General features: G+C 52.0%; 2 protein-coding genes. Both read right to left on the reverse strand.

What is annotated here, in order from left to right:
- Positions 1-731 (reverse strand): DMT family transporter (locus ABYW01_RS16715; protein WP_372834881.1); only part of this gene is annotated, 731 nt, incomplete at its 3' end.
- A 113-nt stretch (positions 732-844) separates the two neighbouring features.
- A complete protein-coding gene (locus ABYW01_RS16720) occupies positions 845-3,403 on the reverse strand; it encodes an MFS transporter (RefSeq protein WP_372834883.1) in 2,559 nt (852 codons plus the stop codon).
- Positions 3,404-3,607: the final 204 nt, after the last annotated feature.

Genomic DNA, 3,607 nt, shown 5'->3' on the forward strand with positions numbered 1-3,607 from the left:
GGCCCCGTTGCCGTTTCAAGTAGCATTAGCATACCGACTTCGGCGGCAGGAATTCTCATCGGGCCTAGGGTAATCAGAATAAACGCCAGCGGCACGATGCCGAGACACAGCAACAACATCCACCCCCATTCTGGACCTTGCAGGCTAAATGGTGAACCAAAGGTTGCGCTGATGATTGCGATGATCAGACCAGAGAGGATGAGCGCCGGTGTCATATCACGTTTTGAGTTTGCACGATCATTCACAAACTTAGCTGACAGCGCCAAACCACACACCAGCGCAATCAAATCACCTGCCAAATTGGGACTTTGCCATGATCCCGCCAGCACCCAGCTGATTCCCAGCATAGAGATGATAATCGCGATCCATGTCACCAGCGAAGATTTTTCACGCAGAAAGATCCTGGCCATTACCGCAGCAAATAAGGGTTGCGCACTGATGATCACCAGCACATTTGCCACAGATGTCAGCGTAATCGCCGAGACAAAACAGATTGCACTCACGGCAAACAGCAGCGCAGAGCGAATAAACGCAGCATCCCAACTGAAGAGTACTTGCTCAGGCTTACGAAAACGGCACCAGCAGAAGACAGCAACACTGAGGAGCAACCCGCGCCAAAACAGCAGATCAAAGGATTCAGAATTGATCAGCCGAATCAGTAACGCATCAAAGCTCAATACGAGTACACCCAATGCGGTGAGTAAAAAGCCTTTCATGTAATCCGTATTCAAGCGCTACCCTCTGCCCACTCCATTATTCTAACTCACTGGTTTTCGCCAACAGGCTCAACCAAAGTTGTACTTTCCCATCAGCACGTAGCGATGACGCAGCAAAAGAACCCCCTTCACGACTCAGGTTTGTCGTCCAGAGAGTTCATCCATTCTTCGTCTTTTGCCTCATCCCCTGCACTGATGGCATCAACCACATCAGATGCGGCTTCAGGAATGCTTTCAACAACCGCCACGGCAACATCCATAGCGTTGTCTGGTGCGGCTTCAGACAGTCGCTGAACCAGTTCGACTGCCGCTTCATGCTCTGACGTATCGTTCAATGTATCGGAGGCCGCTTCCCGATCTGTTTCGGCGCTAGTATCAGTTTCCTCAGCAGTGTCATATTCAGACTCTGCAATGTTACCCGCCATCTCCGCAGCAACGTCAGCAGCACTGTCAGGATCGGCTTCTACCACTGCAACAGCAACATCCATCGCTTGCTCCGGTGCTACCTCAACCAAACGGGACACCAATTCAACAGACGATTCATAACTGGCAACGTCTGAATCGTCTGTCTCACTCGTCATCACATCCGATGCCTTATCGGCAACATCAGTGTCTTCGCACTCTTGTTCTGAATCCCCAAAGCCACTGGCAATCTCTGCTGCGACAGCTGCCGCACTTTCTGGTTCTGCTTCTACCACCGCAACGGCAACATCAACCGCCTGTTCAGGTGCTACTTCAGCCAGTCGCGATACCAAGTCCACCTGCTGCTGATAGGCATTTTCCAACTGCTCTAAAGAACTGCCCGACGATGTTTTAAGGCTCTGGCTGACTTCCAGTGCGGCCTCAATCAGATCGCTGGCCATATACTCTTCTGCAACCGATACCGCCGTTTCCGGCACCGCATCGACCATAGTGGCCGCCATGTCCAACGCCTGATCAGGCGCTACATCCCAAAGCTCAGACACAACGTTTACCGCATCTTCTTCACTAGTATCATCGACGCGATCTGCCGGGCGTAGCGCTTCACGCTCATCCGCAAACACCTGCGCATAGTATTCTGCGACTTCAATCGCGGTTTCTGGTGCGGCTTCTGCTGCAGCACGCGCCATCTCCATACGGCGCTCAGGGAAGGTACGACCAATTTCCGCAGCGATACTCACCACCTGATCCGGATACCATTCGGCCAGCTTCGCGACCAGCTCTGTCGCCAGTTCAGGGCGAGTGGTCACAATGGCATTTGTCACATCCAAAATCTGGAATGGAATGACCTGCTTCATGACCTCATACAGGTTAAAGACATCAACACCCTCGATCTCCGCGACCGCTCCCGCCAACTCAACACCTTTGGTCGGATCGCTCAAGGTAATCGCCTGAGCCATTTTTACCGCCGCAACAGGATCATGCTGAGCCACGCTGATCACTGTTTCAGCTTCAGCACTCAGCGGTATCTCAGATTCGATATATTCGGTACGTGGATCAAGATCAACCGCAGCAGACATACCAGCCCCCTGCATGACGAAGTTCTCCTGATCTTCCACCGGCAGTGCTTCTCGCACCTGCATGCGATACAACACAAACAGCGCCAAAAGAGTCTGGATGACCGCCAGGAAATAGAACAACGCGTTGTTGCCGAACACCTGCATCGCCAACGATGCTGTATAGGGCCCAAGTACCCCACCGACAGAAAACGCCAGAATCATACTACCCATCGCGGCCACCATCTCATTCTGGCGCAGCTTATCAAACGCCTCAGAGATACTGATTGGATAGGTACAAGCGATGATGCCACAGGTGATCGCTGTCGCCAGAAAGACAGCCCAGGTCATCCCCATAAGCGCCAACAGGTTCACCGCGATACAGCTAGCCGCTGACAACGCCAACAGACACAACAACACCGTTCGACGGTCAAAACGATCCGAAAGATAACCCACCGGGAACTGCAGCAGGAACGCCCCAAGAATTGCCGCCCCCATATACAACGACAGCTGGAAATCAACGATGTCGTACTCTTTCGCAAATACCGGTAGCAGGTTAAATGCCGCCGAATAGATCAGACCGGAAATCAGACAGCTCACTACACCCAGCGGTGAGATCTTAAACAGTGCCCGCAGGGACATCGAGCTGGCATCTTCGACGACAGGTCCTTTGTGACGGCTCATTACGACGGGAATCACAGACAAACTCAGTAAAACCCCAGCGATGACAAATAGAGTCGTGGTCTCAGGCGATGCAATGTTCATAAAGAACTGTCCGATAAACAAACCCGCTAAAACCACTGCGTTGTATACAGCGAGAACCTTGCCACGCGTCTCTTTCGTTGACGCGTCACTCAGCCAGCTTTCCATGGCTGTAAAGGCGCACGCGTTGCAGAAGCCAAGCACCAAACGCATCCCGCCCCAAACAGCAGCATCTGCAAATAAACTGCAGATCAGCATGCTGACACCACCCAGCGACACACAGCCCGCGAACATACGAATATGTCCCGCACGCATAATCAGGTTTTTACTGTATATCGCCCCTAACAACAGACCGACGTAATAGAGCGACTGTACCAGACCAATCCAATCCGTACTGATCCCGTCCAACCCCATGCGCACAGGTAAAAGCACGTTCATCAGCCCGTTCCCCAAAAAGAGAATGAAGCAACTGACAAACAATGAAATGAGTGAAAAGAACGTCGCGGTCACGGCGGCAAACTCTATGGGTTAAGACGTCGGATTCTCAAGGCCGGGTGAGTTAGAGCGCTTAAGATATAGCCAGACTGATTGTTTAGTTAAGTCCACCGGATAGCTTTTAGCCATTTCTCAGTGTTCCAAGAACGACAAAAGCCGACGGCGACAACCGATCAGTTCCCTTAGGAAGTGTTCGGCAGAAGCGTATCGGCTAGTCTA

Origin of the sequence: Pontibacterium sp., from assembly GCF_041587635.1 — a bacterium.
Classification (GTDB): Bacteria; Pseudomonadota; Gammaproteobacteria; order Pseudomonadales; family Balneatricaceae; genus Pontibacterium.